This is a genomic window from Holzapfeliella sp. JNUCC 80, from assembly GCF_053667655.1.
In genome coordinates this window covers 616,444-632,050 of the sequence record NZ_CM132205.1, presented here as the reverse complement: position 1 = coordinate 632,050, position 15,607 = coordinate 616,444, and the positions used below count along the sequence as shown (strand labels likewise).

The window sequence follows — 15,607 nt, the reverse complement described above, 5'->3', positions numbered from 1 at the left end:
ATAGCAAGGAGTGAGTAGAAAAATGTTAGATTTTCGATTAGGTGATCAAACCGATAATGTTCATCAGGAATTATTGGATGAAGCCGTCAGTCATTATTATCATAATAAAAGTGACTTGACGTTCATCATTGTTCCTAATCATATCAAGTTCGATACTGAGGTTAGTGCTATGCAAAAACTATCACTTCTTGAACAGAAGAAACTAGTGAGCACTAAAAATTTACAAATATTATCTTTTTCACGTTTAAGCTGGTTCTTTTTGAAAGATAGTCAAAAAGGGCTACTTCCCATTTTAACAGATACAGCAGCTAAGATGATTTTAAAACAGATTTTAAACGATAATCAAGAAACGTTAAACTTATTTAAAACTTCAAGGCTCACAATGGGATTAATTGATAGCTTCTATAAACAAGTTTTAGAACTTGAAGAGGCTTATATTGATCCTGATGATTTGCAGTCAATTAGTGAGCAATTGAATTTAAGTTACGAAACAGCCGATAAGGTCCATGATTTACAGATTGTTTATCGCGCTTTTCACCAAAAAATCAAAGGTCATTACTTAACACAAAACCAACAACAACAGTTCATGAATCAATGGCTAGCTGAACAAACAGAGTTGCTAAAAAATGCAGCATTTTACGTCAGTGACTTTTCTCATTTTTCAGTGCAAGAAAAAGTCCTGATTAAAGTGTTAATGACCTACGCTAAGCAAATGACACTAGGGTTTAAGTTAGGGATGCATCATGAGCAATTTAGCTTGGATTCTGCTGATTATGATTATCATGTACAAAGAATGATAAAAGAGTTGCGTGATTTTGCTGAAGATAATCAGTTAGATTATCGAACGACTTGGGCACAAACACCGCTTTTGAGTGAGTCAATGTGTGCTTTAAATCAATTTTTTGTCAAAAATGCACAAAACGAACCTGTTAACGCACCTGAAAAAGATTTAAGTCGGCAATTATCTTTTATTGAAGCAGACTCAACATTTGCTGAAACTTATTTTGTTGCCCGAACAATTTATCGCGAAGTCGCCCTTAATAATAGGCGCTATCGTGACTTTATTGTGATTGCACCGTCACTTGAAAAATATGAAACACAAATTCGGCCTATTTTTGACCAACTGGGTATTCCATTCTTCAACGATTTACAAGTTCAAATGAAGTATCATCCCTTGGTCTTGTTAGTTGAACAGTTAAGTTTATTGGTTGAAAAAGGATTAACAACAGATAGTTTGTTATCTTTCATCAAAACGCGTTTAATTATACCAGAAAACTACGATGATGATGCGCAATTTACGCAAGATATCGCTAGTTTAGAAAATTATTTACTTGAAAAGGGAATTAATTATAATCGCTTAATGCAACCGTTTGAAGTTAATGAAGATGATGAGTTAATGGGGAGACTTGAGCAATTAAGACGCTATTATAGTGAGCTAATCACGCTTATCACCCAGAAATTAACTCAACCACAATCCGTTAAACAAGCAATCACGCATTTTTATGACTTCTTGGAAAATTATGGTGTCTTAAAACAACTTGAAAAATGGCGTGATCAAGCTAACAGCCAAAATCAACTACAGCTATCACTTCAACCAGAACAAACCTTGCAGACGCTAGTTGAAATGCTAGAAGACTATTATCGTATTAATGAAGAGAGTGAATTTGATTATGTTGATTTCTTCGAAGTCCTTTTAACAGGATTTTCTTCAGCAACTTTTTCACAAATCCCATCGACACTAGATGCTGTAACCGTTTCTGAGTTAGGGATGGTTCAAGCACCTAAATATCAAGTCGCTTTCATTATTGGTGCAGATGATACGGCCATCCCGCAAATTTCATCAGATGATGCCTTTTTGGCGGGAGACAATATCAATGAAATTAAGTCACAGTTTGATAAAAGTGAGCTGACACTAACCTTATCTGAGAATTACTTTGAACAAGAGCTAACACTAGAAGACAAAAAAGCTTATCAACTAAGCACACAGCCTTACTTGTTTGGGTTAGCGATGACTGCAGCCACTGATAAATTGTATTTCTCACATGCAATTATTGACCGCCAAAATAAAGCTAAACAATGGTCAAGCTATGTAAAAGATATTAAAAATCATTTTGGCATTGCTTCAATCCGTCAAAAAGATTTACCAACAGGAGAAACAGATGATTTACTTAGCTTTATTACAACACCTGAGTTTTCAGCAGGCTATTTAGGCTACTTAAACCAAAATCCAGATAAAATCGCAGATAGATCTGACTTTAATCAAATCACGGATAAGACGTTAGCTAGTGCGACAGATACCCAAAAAGTACAAACAACTTATCAAGCTAAAGACTATCGCAACTTGCCTGTTCAAGTTGACGCTGAATTATCAAAACAATTATTTGGCCAGCGATTAAAAACGTCTATTTCACAACTTGAAAGCTATTATGCTAATCCATTTGAATTCTTCTTGAAATATGGGCTAAGATTGCGTAATCCACGTGAATTTGAGTTTGGGGTTCTTGAAATTGGGAATTACTTCCATGGTATTTTTGATCAATTTGTTAAACTAATGAAACAGCAGCAACTAACAACTCAAATGTTATTCGAAGATAAAGACAAGTTTGATCAAGTCTTCGACCAAGCAACGACTATCATTAATCAACTACCTGAATTTAAACCCTTTAGTCAAAATCAGTACTATCAGTTCTTACAACACCATTTGGTTGAAACGGCCAAGGTTGTCTTACAAGATTACTTAGAACTTAATCAGCAAACAAAATTTGAACCGTTTGCTTCAGAGGTTGAATTTAACTTAAAACCAGATACTGATAACTTCAAACCGATTAAAATTAAGCAAGAAGGCCTTGATATTCAAGTCAATGGAAAGATTGACCGTATTGACCAAACTGATGATGCAATGCATCCCTATGTTCAAGTCATTGATTATAAGTCAAGTGTTCACGACTTTAATTTGGCACAGTTTTATCATGGTATCTCACTACAATTAGTGACTTATTTAGAAGTTGTTTTAGCTAATCAAGATCGATTTGGCGGGGGAGAAGTGAAACCATTTGGTGCGTTTTATCAACACATTTCAAAAGGATTGCTGAACGAAAAAGATAACCTCAAGAGTAATTATCAATTAGGAGACAGCCACCAGAAATACTTAGCTAATAAAAAATATAAAGGGTTAATGGTGCAATATGGATATTCTGATATTGCGACTGATATTGAACCTAATTTGATGGGGACTTCTGCCATGTATAGTAATATGCGTGTCAAAAAAGACCAAAGTATGAGCTTTTCAAAAGAAAAAAGTATTAAAGAATCAGATTTAGAGAGTTTATTGAGTTACAACAAGCAATTAATTGCAAAAGCTGGTCAGCAAATCTTAAATGGTCAATTTCCACTAAGTCCGGTTAAACATAATAATCAAAAAACAGCACTTTCTTATTCTGATTACCGTGACATTTTCTTCTTTGATGCGATGTTGCCAGATAACCGCTATCGACTAATTGATAGCCTTGATACCAAAACTTTACTAGAAAATATAAAAGAAGGAGTGCTCCCACAAGATGACTAGTCAATTTACCCCTGAACAAACCAAAGCTATTTATAACCATAATCATGACATTTTAGTCTCTGCTTCGGCGGGTTCTGGAAAGACGACGGTTCTGATTAAACGCGTTATTGAAATGATCTTAGCGGATACATCGGTTAAAGAATTACTGATTGTGACGTTTACTGAAGCAGCGGCTAATGAAATGAAACAACGATTGATTGCAGCGATTAAAGATGAGCTCAAAGTTAACTCAACTCCTGAGTTAAAAGAACAGTTATTACTTTGTGAGGATGCGAACATTTCAACACTGCATGCCTTTTGTTTGCAGGTCATCAAACGCTTTCATTATGTGATTGATCAAGACCGGTCGTTTAGTCTCTTAACCGATGATGTCCAACAACAACTGCTTAAAGAACAAACGTTCGATTCTGTGAAAAACCACTACTTTAAGACTAATGACACTGTTTTTCGTCAGATGTATCAGAATTTTATGGGTGACAAAAATGATGATGCCGTTGTGTCATTGTTTTTGAGTTTATATGAAACAGTCGTATCAAGACCTGATGGACAAGCCTTTTTGGATGAGTTACCTAAAGCTTATGACCTTGAAAATAGTCAAACGCTAGCCAAGGTTTATGCAGAACTCACTTTACAGTTACAAACTATTCACCAAAGACTAACCCGCATTTTAGAAAATGAAGTTTCAAGGGATGCATCCCTTGATAAAGTCGAACAAACGCTAACGCAGTATTTAGAAAATAGTCAGCAAGTATTAGACTTACTGGATCAAGAAACAAAAGACTATAATCAGATTCGAACAGCTTTTCAAAATCTAACATTTAAAGCACTCCGTAAACCAAAAGACCTGGAAGACCTTCAAGCTTTTGAGACAATTAAATTGGTCGTTGCGGGTACAAAAAAACAACTCAAACAACTGTTCGAGCGTTATTTATTGCTACCTTATGAAGAACAGGAAACGCTAATGCAAACTAGTCAGCACTATGTTGAAAAAGCAGTTGAAGTTGAGAGGCGTTTTATTAAGACCTACAAACAGCTTAAAGAAGAAAAAAATGTCTTAGACTTCAATGACCTAGAGCAACTGACTTATCAGATTTTGACCCAAGATACTGAGTTATCAAAAATGGCACGGTCATTTTATCAAAATCAGTTCAAAGAAGTTCTAATTGATGAATATCAAGATATTAATGCCTTGCAAGAGGCTATTTTGGCAGCAGTAGCTAAGACAGATGAAGGCAATCGGTTTATGGTGGGGGATATTAAACAGTCGATTTATGGGTTTAGACAAGCTGATCCTAGTTTGTTTTTGAATAAATACTTAACCTTCACAGAGAATCCATCACTTGCCAATCCCAGTGAACGCATTGTTTTAGCGGATAACTTTCGTTCTAATAAGCCCATTATTCAGTTTATTAATTCGTCATTTGAAAAGATGATGAAGCAGTCTTTTGGTGGGGTGGATTATGATAAACAAGCTCACATGAAGTTTGGCGCAAAAAACTATCCCGAAACGGTTGATTCAACACCTGAATTTTTATTTATGGACAGCGAGACGAATAAAGATAGTGACGTGTCAGAAGAAAAAATGGTAATGCATCGTATTCAACAATTATTTGAGACAGATTATCAAGTGTTTGATGCAAAACTAAATCAAACGCGTCCGATTACTTATCAAGATATTGCAATTTTGACACCGACCCGTGCTAATAACTTATCAATTCTACAAACATTTACAGAACATGGGATGCCATTATATGTTAACGATGCCAAGAATTACTTCCAGACAATGGAACTGACCGTCATGCTGTCTTATTTGACGATTATAGATAATTGCCACCATGATATAGAGCTTGTTAGTGTCTTGCGTTCACCGCTTTATCAATTCGATGAAAATGATTTAGCTAAAATTAGAATTCAAAGTCGTGATTGTGATTTTTACGATGCTTTACTAGCCTATCAAGTTGGCGAAGACGAAGAGCTAGCTCAAAAGGTGACCCAGTTCTTACAAGATTTACATTACTATCAAGATTATGTGACACAGCATCGGTTATCTGAGTTGATTTGGGAAATTTATCAACGTTCTGGATTTCTAGGATTTGTTAGTGGGATGCAAAATGGTCCTCAACGTCGTGCTAACCTACAAGCCTTGTATGAACGTGCGGCTTCTTATGAAAGTGCAGGGTTTAAGAACCTCTACCAATTTCTGAAATTAATGACTAAGGTGAAATCATATGACAAAGACCTGGCACAGCCGATTTTAGCTGAACAAGCACAAGACGCGATTCAGCTGATGACTATTCATGGGAGTAAAGGGCTAGAATTCCCTGTTGTCTTTGTTATGGGAATGGGTAAGACTTTTTCATTACAAGACTTAAAACAAGCTAATGTTTTAAACAAGGATGTCGGGTTAGGCATTGCGTTAAAAGGCGTTCTACAAGATCATCACAGCCAAGTTGATACGTTAGTCAAGGGACTAGCATTAGATGCTGAACAAACAGAACTGTTAAGCGAATACTTACGTGTTCTTTATGTTGCATTAAGTCGAGCTAAACAAAAATTAATTATGACCGCTAACGTTAAAAAGTTAGAACAAAAAATAGAGCTTTGGGATACCTATTATGATGAAGTCTCACAGCAAGTGGAGGTAACTTATCTAAGAGAAGGGCAAAGCTTCATGCATTTCTTAGGGCCAACGCTTTCACTGAGTCACAAAATATTGAATGCACCCCAGTTCCAATCTCAACCAACATCTAGTCGATATGAGGCTTACTTCTATCAGGATGATATAACAGATAGCTTGAAGACTTTAGAAGAGACACAATCGACACAAGAAGAAAAAATCCCTAGTCAATTATTAGCCCAAACACTAGATAAGCTTTATAACCGTGACTATCCGTTTGCTTCTTCTGTTAAGACAACCGCCTATCAAGCTGTGTCAGAAATTAAAGATCGGTTTAGTGACCCCAATCTAAAAGAACTCGGTGCAACTTCTCATTATCAAGAGTTAAATGCTTCTAATCGCTATTTACAACCAATTACAGCACGTCCTGACTTTTTAACATCGTCTTCTTATTCTGCTGCACAGATTGGAAGTGCCACTCACTTGGTGATGCAACAAATTGATTTTAATCGCATAGATGAAGTCGATTATCCCAAGACGTTATTACAGGAACTGGTTGATAATGATTTGCTTGAAGCAGACCTAGCTAAGCAAGTTAATCTAGCTCATATTGAAGACTTCCTAACCACAACTTTTGCGCATGATATTGCGCATCATCAAGACTCTCTTGAACGAGAAGTGTCATTTTCATCTCTTATTTCAGCTAAAACGTTATTTGATGATTTTGCGGATAGGGATGCACAAATCCTCGTTCACGGAACAATTGATGGGTATATTCAAACGTCAGAAGGCATTATTTTATTTGATTACAAAACAGATTATATTAACGCTGGTCAAAAGGCCCAAGATATTGCTAAAATAGTAAGTAAGTATCGCGGACAATTACACCTTTATACGCAAGCAATTGAATCGTTTGCTGAACAAAAGGTGACAAAACGATTATTAATCTTACTTTCTATCAATGAAATTGTGGAAGTATAAAAGGGGATGCAATTATGCCAAAGAAGGCCACAACTTATGCTGTTGTTGACTTAGAGACAACAGGAACGCATCGGGAAGCTCAAGATAGAGTGATCCAGTTTGGTTGTGCGATTATCCAAAAACAAAAAATTGTGAAGACTTATTCTTTTTTGATTAATCCTGGTCGTGAGATTCCAGAACGAATTACAAGGCTAACAGGTATTACGGATGATGATGTGAAAGATGCACCAAAATTTGAAGATCTTGCTTTGCAGTTATATAAGATTTTAAAGGGGACTATCTTTGTTGCGCACAATGTTAACTTTGATTTACCTTTTTTGAATTATGAATTAGAAAAGGCGGGAATAGCGCCTTTGACTAATAAGGCAATTGATACCGTTGAATTAGCACAGATTCTGCTACCGACATCTGAAAGTTTTAAGTTGAACGACTTATCAAAACGATTGAACATTAAGCATACTAATCCCCATCAAGCTGATTCTGATGCAATTGTGACGGCAAAATTATTGATGAAGTTGCAACGCAAAGCTCGTCAGTTACCAGTTGAAACATTAAAGATGCTAACTGAACTTGGCGAAGGATTGACTCGAGAAACGGGCGGTTTCTTCAGAGCTATTTATAACTACAAAAAGAAAAGACCTCAAACTTTAGATAAGCAATATTTTAAAGTTAAAGAGTTGATACTTAAAAAACAATTGCATGCAACTCCTGAAAGTAGCGACTTAACAGATTATCCGATGGATGATAGCCGTAAGAAATCTCTTTTCAAAGGTAAGATTAGATTTAGACGGTCTCAAGTCAATATGATGAACCGTATTCATGACTTCTTGCAGATAAAAAATAGACATAAGCCCTTGTTTGTTGAGGCACCTAATGGCAGTGGAAAGACTTTTGCATACTTGTTTAGTTATGCGCATAAATTGTCACCAATGCAAAAACTTGTTATTGCAACACCAACGACTATTTTGCAAAATCAAATTGTTCAAACAGAGGTACCACAACTTAATCGTGTGTTAAAAACGCAGTTTAATGCCGAAATTGTTAAAAGTTCACGCTATTATTTAGATTTAGATGCTTTTTATCAAACACTATCAAAAAATAATCAGACCAACTATACCTTGACTTTACAACTTAGAATTCTTGTATGGTTGCTTCAAACTGATACGGGTGATTTAAGTGAGCTTCAGCTAACAAATTATCAAGATTTATTATTCAATGTCATTCGCCATCCAGGTGATGCTCGTAATGCCACGCGATTTAGTGACTATGACTTCTTTAATTTGGCTCGTGAACGCCAAGAACAAGCTGATGTATTAGTCACAAACCATGCTTATCTGGTGAACCATTCTGATGACATGGTCTGGGGTCAAGATCCGCTACTGGTTGTTGATGAAGCTCATCGATTTGCCGAAAACACCACACAATCATTGTCTGACGGGTTCCAATTTGAAAGCTTCTGGGGATTTTTAGCACATATCCAGTCGCTTTTAACTAACAAGCAAATTGGGTTAATTAACGGATTCAAACAAGATTTGTTCATGTCTAAAGAAATTAAACAAACACATGCCACTTTAGATAAGTTAATTAAAGTTATTAACGACTTTCAACGTTTCTTATTTGAAGGAATTAAGGCAGCGGGTGTTCCAGTTTATCGAAGTTTAAAACAAACTGATTTTGCAATTAATGGCAATGATTTGTTTCCAGATAAAGCTATTGCCCAAGGCTACTTGGCAAGATTGCAAGGACAGCTGGAATCTTCCAGAAAGCAATTACTTGGATTAGTAACACAACTTAATCATCAACGCCGACGCTTGCTTAAAAATGAGTGGGAGACGATCGAGGAGCTAGATAATCAACTAGTGACTATCGAGACTTACTTACAAAAATGCTACAGCCTAAGTGAAGAAATTAATAAAGAAGACAACTTAAATGATTTGGGATTTGTGTTACAAAGTTCTAAAGTAGATGATCCACTAGCTGTTAATTTGCGATGGTTACTTATTGATCCAGTTGACCCAATCCAAAACATTTTAAAACATTTCAATCGACCTTTATTTATCAGTGCTACTTTAAAACAGCAAGATGACTTCACATATACCTTGAATTCACTAGGTTATAATGAAAAAGATGTTCAGACTTATGTTGCTAAAATAACCGGACGTTATCGAGACAATGTTAAAGTAGTTGGCACGAGTGATTTAGATGGGATTAAAAATCCAAATGATGAACACTACTTAGAAAACATTAGTGAACTTATCCCAGATATTATTTCATCTAGTGATAGTCAGCATGTATTACTCTTGTTCACAAACTTAGAAAACATTAAAGAAGTGTATTACCATATACTAGGTGATGAGCGATTGAGTGATTATGAAGTGCTGGCTCAAGGAGTCACAGGCTCTAATGAAAAAATATCTAAACGTTACACAATTGCAACTAATTCTATCTTGCTAGGTGCTAATAGTTACTGGGAAGGGGTCGACTTTAAGGATGTTCAACACGATATGGTTATCGTCACACAGTTGCCTTTTGAGTCACCTGATCGTGCCGATGTTAAATTACGTCAGAATAATTTGACCAATCCATTTAAGGAAGACACTTTGCCACGGGCTTTAATTAGATTCCAACAAGGTTTTGGACGTTTAGTGAGAAAAGAAAATAGCAAGGGAACATTTGTGGTATTAGATCCTCGTTTTCACGAGTCACCTTATGCCACACTATTTCAAAAAAGTTTGCCTAAACTACCTATTAAGTTTTTCAACAAGGGTGAACTAATAAACTATTTAAATCAAGTAAGTAATAGAGGGAACCAATGAAAAAGATAATCGCAATTTGCATCGGCTTTTTCGTTTTTATAACATTGGGCGTATCATTAATTTATATTTCAGCGACGCATGTTAACCGCGTTGAACAGTCACAAGTAGCTGATATTGTTTACGAAAAAACACCCATTAAAACAATTGACGAGTATTATCAGCTATCCAGAGATGTTAAGTCTTTAGCTGTTAGTGGTAAAGACGACAAACAAGTAGGTTATTATATGATTTACTTACCTGATGAAAAAGCTGCACACTTGTACAAAAGTGATGAAGGAAAATCAAAGGAAGATATCATTAATACCTTTAAAGCTAATCACCCCAATCGGACTATTGAAAAGGTTAACTTAGGTTGGTATCATAATGAACCTGTATGGGAAATTACCTTTAAAAATAGCGACAATTTATGGGGCTATATTTTATATTCTTTCGATGATGGCGGAGAAGTCAGTTATATCGATAACATTTAAAAACTGAATCCTGATGGATTCGGTTTTTTAGTTGAGTAGGAGAGAAGTTATGGAGAATAAAAGTTTGCTGCTATATCAGCAAGGATTTAGTTCAATTAGTCAAGCGCTTTTGAACTATTACAGCAAAATCAATGTCACTGATTTAGAACTAATAGTGCTATTACAGCTTGAAAAATATCGCCAAAATGGCAATTTTTTCCCAAGCAATAACGACATTCAACAACATACCAATTTAAGCGCGCATGATGTTGGGCAGGTACTTCAGAGTTTAATTAGTAAAGATTTAATCGAAATTATTCAAACTACTGATTCAGTTAATAAAATTGAAACACAATATCGGTTGGATAAATTATATGAAAATCTTGTCGATTACATCGATAATTATGTTTGTGAAAGTGAGTCTGAAACAGAAGAAGTCTTAATGGAATCAGATAATCAAGATGGTTTGTCTTATGTTATGCGCCAATTTGAAATTGAGTTTGGTCGCTTACTATCGCCAATTGAACGTGAAATGATTCAGTCTTGGTTACTGGAAGACGGGTACAACCAAGAGGTCGTTATTTTAGCGTTGAGAGAGTCTGTTCTAGCACAGGTATATAATTTCAAGTACATTGATAAAATCTTGTTAAACTGGCAAAAAATGAATTTAAAGACCCCTCAGCAAGTTAAACACTACCAAGAAAAATTTTAGAAGAGTTAAGATACCAAAAAACCGTCGTTTTATGTTTTAATAATTAGTAAAATAGTTTTGTAAACTGTTTATTATATTTAGAGGAGATAAAATGAGGCGTTCACTATGAAGAATAAACAATGGTTCCATCAGCAACTGCATTACTTGAAAGAAGGCTCTAAAACGGTTTTTTCTTTCAAAGATAACTTAAAAGAGTTAGGGGCTTTGACAACTAAAGAATATGGGTTATTAGTTTTGATGCTTTTAGCTACGATCATATCTTCTGTTTTAAGTGGTGGATTAGGAACAACGATGGGGATTATCACATTGATTTGTTCAATTGCAACAGCACTTAACTTAATCTTGATTGATAGAGGGTTCATCACCAACTACCTTTGGGGAATTTTGGCAGCATTAGTTTGGTTAATTATTGCCTTTGAGAACCGATTATTCGGTGATATTGCAAGTCAGTTATATTACTTTGTGATGCAATTTATCGGCATTATTGAGTGGCAAAAGTCAAAAACTCAACGTCAAAGCGACTTCGTCGAATCAAAATCCATTAATAAAACGATGGCAGCTATTATGATTGTTGTGACGATTGCAGTTTACTTATTTATTGTTTACACATCCTACCAACTAGGTGGTAATCAAGTTTGGTTAGATGCTGCATTGTTGCCACTAGCGCTTGTTGCACAATTATTAATGACTTATGGCTACAAATCCCAATGGATTGTTTGGATCATCATTAATGCATTGAATGTGATTATCTGGTCAATTCAATTGGCACAAACGGATTCATCTTCAACTGTCAGCATGTTAGTTCTACAAGTTGTGATGCTTGTTAATTCATTATATGGTGCTTATGTTTGGTATAAACAAGCACAGTAATTCAGGGGAAGGAAGTCGTTGAGTTTTGTCTTATTTAAGTCAAAAAGAGGCAAAGGTTGTTTTAAGTAAAATACTAGCTAAGTATCCTATTCAAAAAGCAACTCTTGATTATCACAGTCCTTTTGAATTTTTAATTGCAGTCATGTTGAGTGCACAAACTACTGACAATGCGGTTAACAAAATCGCACCCGATTTGTTTTCAATATTGAAGGAGCCTGCAGATGTTAAGAAATTGACGGTAGCTAATATTGAAAATAAGATAAAGAAGCTAGGCTTGTATCGTAATAAAGCTAAAAATATTTATAATTTGTCATACATGCTACTAGAACAATTTGATGGTCAGGTTCCTAAGACTAAAAAAGAATTGCTGAAGTTACCAGGAATAGGAATTAAGACTGCAAATGTGTTTTTAGCTGAAATTTATCAAGTACCGGCAATTGCCGTAGATACGCATGTAGAAAGAATTGCTAAACAATTCAAAATGGTGCCAAAAAAAGCAACACCTCTGCAGGTGGAAGCTTATCTGGAAAAGGTAGTTCCTCAAAAAGACTGGATAGCAATGCACTTAGCTTTAATCACATTTGGTCGAAACGATTTACCCGCAAAATACAAAGATTTAGATCCGTATCAATTTTTAGATAAGAAAAAGCCATAGAGAATAAATTCTCTATGGCTTTTTTATTATTGTCCCGTATTGTTTTGATTATCATTACGGTTATTGGTATCAGTTTTTTCTTCCTCGCGTGATTGAGGAGATGTCACATCATTATTATCTTGGTTAGTATTGTTATTGTCGTTATTACGACTACTGCTTGAAGATGAATGACTAGCTGAACTTTCAGAAGATTCTGAAGAGTCGCTATGTTGTGACGATGATTGTCTGGTTGAGTAGCTGGTAGAAGGCGTTTCTGTCACTTGCGGAGCATAGCCTTTGACATAAAGTCCAGAGCCAACACGTTCTACAGAACTAGGTTGTTTCCAGTCTGAGTTAGAAACATCCTGACTCAGATATTGCATCATGTAACGGTATAATAGTTGAGCAGAATTACTTTCGGTTCCTCTAATTGTACCATCACCAATATTGTCATATCCTGTCCAAACACTCATTACATAGTTCTTGCTGTATCCAGAGAACCATGAATCTTTGGGGGTTGAAGCGTAACTTGGATATTTAGCTAACTCTTCTTGAGAATATTGAACCGTACCAGTTTTACCTGCTTGAGGTAATCCTGAAATATAAGCGCTTGATCCGAACTGTCCGGGTTGAATAACACCTTTTAGCATATCTGTAATCATGTAGGCTGTTGAGTCTTTCATGACACGGGTACCGGTGCTACCAAACGTTTCCATGTTTCCGTCAGCTGTTTCGATTTTTTGGATATAAGTTGGTTGGTAATAAGTACCACCATTAGCTAAAGTTGCGTAACCAGCAGCAAGTTGAAGAGATGAGATATCTGCTCCGATACCAACAGAAAGACCTGAACTTTTATCAATATCTATTCCCATTGCCTTAACGAACTCACTAGCTTTTGAAAGCCCAACTTCTTGAAGTGTTTTAACAGCAGGTACATTACGTGATTGAACTAGAGCAGTACGCATGCTGATTAGTCCCATATATTGCAAGTCCCAGTCATATAATTGAACATTAGTCCCAGGGTAAACATATTTGCTATCGTCTAAATACTTAGCTGTTGACCAGTTAAGGTATTCGATTGCAGGTGCATAATCAAGTAGGGGTTTAATTGTAGAACCTGTACTACGTGTTTGTTGAACAGCACGGTTGTAACCAAACTGAACGTTATCTTGATTACGTCCACCAATCATTGCGACGATACCACCCGTATTAGGATCAATAACCGTTGCACCAACTTGTAGAAGACCTTTGCTTGAACCAGAATTATTAAATGAAACAGTCCCATTATTAGCTAGATTATAAAGTCTCTTTTGAGCGTCATAATCCATATTTAAAGTGATTTTTAAATTATCTTGATAGGGATTATAATTCAATTTTTGAGCTTCTGTTAAAGCTTCTTTAATATAAGCATCTGTAATAGCGTTATTTGAATCCTGGGTTTTATGACTGTTTTGGTCAACTAAACCGTCAGTAATCGGGGTATCAACTGCTTGCTGATATTGATCTTGTGTAATCTTTTGGTTTTCAAGCATTTCGCTTAATACCAAGTTACGACGTCTTAATGCATTATCAGGATAAACATATGGGTCATAAGAAGTAGGGGCATTAGGCATAGCTGCCATTAAAGCAATCTGAGGTAAACTTAACTGATTCAATTCTTTACCATAGTAATACTTGGCACCAGTTCCAACACCGTAGTTACCGTAGTTCATGTAAACTTTATTGAGGTAGAACTCTAAGATTTGATCTTTAGAATACTCGCGTTCTACTTGCATTGCTAACCAAGCTTCTTGAGCTTTACGACTCAATGTTCTTTGATCTGAACTAGTAGAAAAAACAGTCAGTTTTACTAATTGTTGGGTAATTGTACTACCACCCGATGTTGTACTACCGCTTTTGATATTACCTAAAGCACTCGTTACAATACGAATAGGGTCAATACCTAAAGACTGTTGATAGAATCTTCTATCCTCAATTGAAACAATTGCGTCTTTCATAGTTTGAGGAATATTATCGTTGGTAACGTAATCACGTTCTTGTGTTCCAATACTTCTAACAAAAGTCCCGTTTCTATCGTAAATCTGTGTTGATCCACCAGCTTGTAGTTTATCTTGTGTGATAGTAGGGGCGTCTTTTGCGTAAAAAGCAAATAGTCCAATACCACAAACAAAGAAAAACGTTACAATCATTAAGAACCATTTGACGATTCTAACCCATAGACGAGATTTTTTCTTCGCTTTTTTAGGCTTTTGTTGAGGTGCGCGTTTACGTTTCAATTCTTTATTATTTGTCATATTCAATCCTCTGTATTAAATTATTAATAGTTTCCAAATAAGGCAATGTTGGCCGAAATCCAGGATAAAACTCAATACCATAATCTACAACTTCATCTAATTTAATAGATTTACGACTTGCTTCTTGATTATACCAGTGTTTGATTAATCTTGAAGCAGGGTAGGAAAAGTATCGGTTTAAACTGGCAAACTTAATAATCACAAAACAAATACCTTTTTGAGATAAACAATTCTCAAAGTGTGTGATTTGATGTTGATGAAAATTTTTGAGGGGAAAAGAGGTCTTATTGCGAGTCTCTTTAGCCTCAAAGTCAACATAGTACCCGTTATAGACACCATTGTAATCAGTAGTAGAAGCCTGTCTAAAGTAAGCTTCTTTAATAACTGCTCGACTACGTTTAGGATAGTCAACATTGACTATCTGGATGGGGGTAGGTTTTTTGTGAATGACAGCAATACCTTTGTGAAGGTAGTAATCATTGCTGTCATTAATCTCTTGCTCTAAAGACATTCCACGTTTTGAAAACGAGAAAGCATTTGTGCCATTATCTTTAGAAATCGAAGAGGGGCCACCGCCACCATTGGGGTAGTTGATCATGTTTCTATCACGCTCCTTATTGCATTATATCAATAAACAAACAAATTTAAAAATTACAAATAGTGGAGGAC

The 15,607-nt window shown here is 35.7% G+C and carries 9 protein-coding genes; 7 read left to right on the top strand and 2 right to left on the bottom strand.

Features of this window, described 5'->3' with window-relative positions; translation table 11 throughout:
- Positions 1 to 22: 22 nt before the first annotated feature.
- The 7 genes from JNUCC80_RS03180 (at position 23) to JNUCC80_RS03150 (ending at position 12,665) form a co-directional block, all read left to right on the top strand.
- Positions 23 to 3,565, top strand: coding sequence for a PD-(D/E)XK nuclease family protein (locus tag JNUCC80_RS03180; protein WP_454152537.1), 3,543 nt, complete (start codon positions 23 to 25; stop codon positions 3,563 to 3,565).
- Positions 3,558 to 7,163 carry a helicase-exonuclease AddAB subunit AddA gene (gene addA / locus JNUCC80_RS03175; protein WP_454152536.1) on the top strand — a complete coding sequence of 1,202 codons (3,606 nt, stop codon included), beginning with the start codon at positions 3,558 to 3,560 and terminating at the stop codon, positions 7,161 to 7,163. The genes JNUCC80_RS03180 and addA overlap by 8 nt, the downstream gene beginning before the upstream one ends.
- A 14-nt stretch (positions 7,164 to 7,177) precedes the next feature.
- Positions 7,178 to 9,979, top strand: coding sequence for an exonuclease domain-containing protein (locus tag JNUCC80_RS03170; protein ID WP_454152535.1), 2,802 nt, complete (start codon positions 7,178 to 7,180; stop codon positions 9,977 to 9,979).
- Positions 9,976 to 10,449, top strand: a complete 474-nt coding sequence (locus JNUCC80_RS03165) for a hypothetical protein (protein WP_454144596.1) — start codon at positions 9,976 to 9,978, stop codon at positions 10,447 to 10,449. The genes JNUCC80_RS03170 and JNUCC80_RS03165 overlap by 4 nt, the downstream gene beginning before the upstream one ends.
- A 49-nt stretch (positions 10,450 to 10,498) precedes the next feature.
- Entirely contained in the window at positions 10,499 to 11,140 is a 642-nt protein-coding gene (locus JNUCC80_RS03160; RefSeq protein ID WP_454152534.1) for a DnaD domain-containing protein, read from the top strand.
- A 105-nt stretch (positions 11,141 to 11,245) separates the two neighbouring features.
- Positions 11,246 to 12,010: a nicotinamide riboside transporter PnuC gene (pnuC, locus tag JNUCC80_RS03155; RefSeq protein WP_454152533.1), complete on the top strand. Its 765-nt coding sequence runs from the start codon at positions 11,246 to 11,248 to the stop codon at positions 12,008 to 12,010.
- A gap of 25 nt (positions 12,011 to 12,035) precedes the next feature.
- Positions 12,036 to 12,665 carry an endonuclease III domain-containing protein gene (locus tag JNUCC80_RS03150; RefSeq protein WP_454152532.1) on the top strand — a complete coding sequence of 210 codons (630 nt, stop codon included), beginning with the start codon at positions 12,036 to 12,038 and terminating at the stop codon, positions 12,663 to 12,665.
- A gap of 26 nt (positions 12,666 to 12,691) precedes the next feature.
- On the opposite strand, the gene JNUCC80_RS03145 is transcribed toward JNUCC80_RS03150, so the two are convergent.
- Both JNUCC80_RS03145 and recU read right to left on the bottom strand, forming a co-directional pair.
- Positions 12,692 to 14,938 (bottom strand): transglycosylase domain-containing protein, encoded by a 2,247-nt coding sequence (locus JNUCC80_RS03145; protein WP_454152531.1) that lies wholly within the window; start codon positions 14,936 to 14,938, stop codon positions 12,692 to 12,694.
- Complete coding sequence (gene recU / locus JNUCC80_RS03140; protein ID WP_454152530.1) at positions 14,928 to 15,536, bottom strand: Holliday junction resolvase RecU; 609 nt, start codon at positions 15,534 to 15,536, stop codon at positions 14,928 to 14,930. The genes JNUCC80_RS03145 and recU overlap by 11 nt, the downstream gene beginning before the upstream one ends.
- Between the last annotated feature and the right edge of the window lie 71 nt (positions 15,537 to 15,607).

What these genes read in the sequence shown, in the direction of transcription:
- JNUCC80_RS03180 (WP_454152537.1), top strand. Translation starts at nt 23, where the DNA reads ATGTTAGATTTTCGATTAGGTGATCAAACCGATAATGTTCATCAGGAA.
- addA (WP_454152536.1), top strand. Translation starts at nt 3,558, where the DNA reads ATGACTAGTCAATTTACCCCTGAACAAACCAAAGCTATTTATAACCAT.
- JNUCC80_RS03170 (WP_454152535.1), top strand. Translation starts at nt 7,178, where the DNA reads ATGCCAAAGAAGGCCACAACTTATGCTGTTGTTGACTTAGAGACAACA.
- JNUCC80_RS03165 (WP_454144596.1), top strand. Translation starts at nt 9,976, where the DNA reads ATGAAAAAGATAATCGCAATTTGCATCGGCTTTTTCGTTTTTATAACA.
- JNUCC80_RS03160 (WP_454152534.1), top strand. Translation starts at nt 10,499, where the DNA reads ATGGAGAATAAAAGTTTGCTGCTATATCAGCAAGGATTTAGTTCAATT.
- pnuC (WP_454152533.1), top strand. Translation starts at nt 11,246, where the DNA reads ATGAAGAATAAACAATGGTTCCATCAGCAACTGCATTACTTGAAAGAA.
- JNUCC80_RS03145 (WP_454152531.1), bottom strand. Translation starts at nt 14,938, where the DNA reads ATGACAAATAATAAAGAATTGAAACGTAAACGCGCACCTCAACAAAAG.
- recU (WP_454152530.1), bottom strand. Translation starts at nt 15,536, where the DNA reads ATGATCAACTACCCCAATGGTGGCGGTGGCCCCTCTTCGATTTCTAAA.